Source organism: Methanobrevibacter sp. (genome assembly GCF_045541095.1).
GTDB lineage: Archaea > Methanobacteriota > Methanobacteria > Methanobacteriales > Methanobacteriaceae > Methanocatella.
The window spans coordinates 1-1568 of sequence record NZ_JAZQIJ010000264.1; the positions used below are offsets into that span (position 1 = coordinate 1).

The following is a 1568-nucleotide window of genomic DNA, read 5'->3' on the forward strand; positions in this document are numbered from 1 at the left end:
AACTCAGGTGTCATAGTAAAATTACATGACACTCGAGTTTTTTGATTTAAGATAATATGTTGTAAACATTATCAATTCCGAGAGGAAAAATTTTAGACCATTTTCGGTCTAATTCCACATCTGTAAAAAGATAGAAAAAACCCTTTACAGATGGTTATTAATTAGATTAAGTCCATATATAAAGTTTTTTGCAAGTAATTACTTGCTTGCATTCGTTATTTATAATAAAACTTTATTTTAAAAGTTTTTTTTAAAATTATCATGTTTAAAATTCTGGTTTGTGACCAATCGTCATTTAGTGTCTCAATAAAAATGTTTACATCAGTTATATGCCATGAATTTATATGTAATATTGGTGATAACATGGTATTCGATTTTTTGAAAAAGGAAAGAAATCCTGAGGAACTGTTCGACCAGGCCACGTCATGTCTTCAAAACAATGAAAACGAAAAAGCCGTGAAGCTTTTTGATGAAGTTTTGGAAATCATACCTGACCACATACATTCCCTCAACGGGAAGGGATCAGGACTGATGCAGGCGGGAAGGATGAAAGAAGCTGAAGAAGTTTTCATGTATTCTCTGTCAGTATCCGAAAGCGAAATGGCATACCTGAATCTGGCATTAATCGCAAAAAACAAAAAGGACTATGAAACTGCCATTAAATACTGTGATAAAGGAGCAGAAATTCAGCCGGAACTGGAAGATGTTGCAACCGTAGTTAAAAACAGCATCAAAAAGGAAATGGCTGAATCTTCATCAAAAATCGTACCCGATGATCTGAACGCTGAAGCTAGGCAACTGATTGCAGAGGGTGATGCATTTTTCAGTGAAATGAAATACTGGGATGCACTGGAGGCATTTGAAAGTGCACTCGTCAAGGATTCTTCATGCGCCAATCACGTGAATCCTCTAATTGATAAAACAAAGATTAAGATACTTGGAAAATTCATATACTTCAACATATTTGAACAGGAAGGATTCCCAAACGGCGAACTGGACCGGCTGAAAGTTCAATCATACAAGGAAATGGTAATTGACGGAAACTATGCTGCGGCACTTCTTGCCATGGATGAGATACTTTCAATCGACAACAGAGATCTGGATGCGCTGAACATGAAGGGTTCCCTATTGTTCTATTTTGACAGAAACGAGGAAGCAATTGAATGTTTTGACAAGTGTCTGGAAATCGATAATCCGATTCAGAATTTCTATGCTTCATTCAATAAGGGACTTGTTTTAAGGAGAATGTACAAGCTTCCCGAAGCACTTGACATATTTGACGAACTTCTAAAAGAACCTGCAGCCTATGATTTGGTAAAGCCGTATCAAAGAGAAATTCTCGACAAGCTTGAAGAGTTCATGGGAGTAAAACTATATTAATGAAATGAATCCGCATAGGCTTAAAAAAAGTTAAAATGTTTTTAAAAACTAGGTAAATTCCGGGAACCGTTGTTTTGGTTTCCGGAATTTCGAGTCGAATGAAGTGAAAATAATTTTTTTTTCAATTGTTTTTTACATTTTGGGGGGGTTGTAAAATACTAATGAAATACAATTTTTCGTGTTTGATC

Annotated in this window: 1 protein-coding gene; it reads left to right on the forward strand. The window is 35.4% G+C overall.

Features of this window, described 5'->3' with window-relative positions; translation table 11 throughout:
* Positions 1-363: 363 nt before the first annotated feature.
* The gene (locus ACKI2P_RS11465; protein WP_407377690.1) at positions 364-1380 is read left to right on the forward strand and encodes a tetratricopeptide repeat protein; all 1017 of its coding nucleotides are present in this window, start codon (positions 364-366) and stop codon (positions 1378-1380) included.
* Positions 1381-1568: the final 188 nt, after the last annotated feature.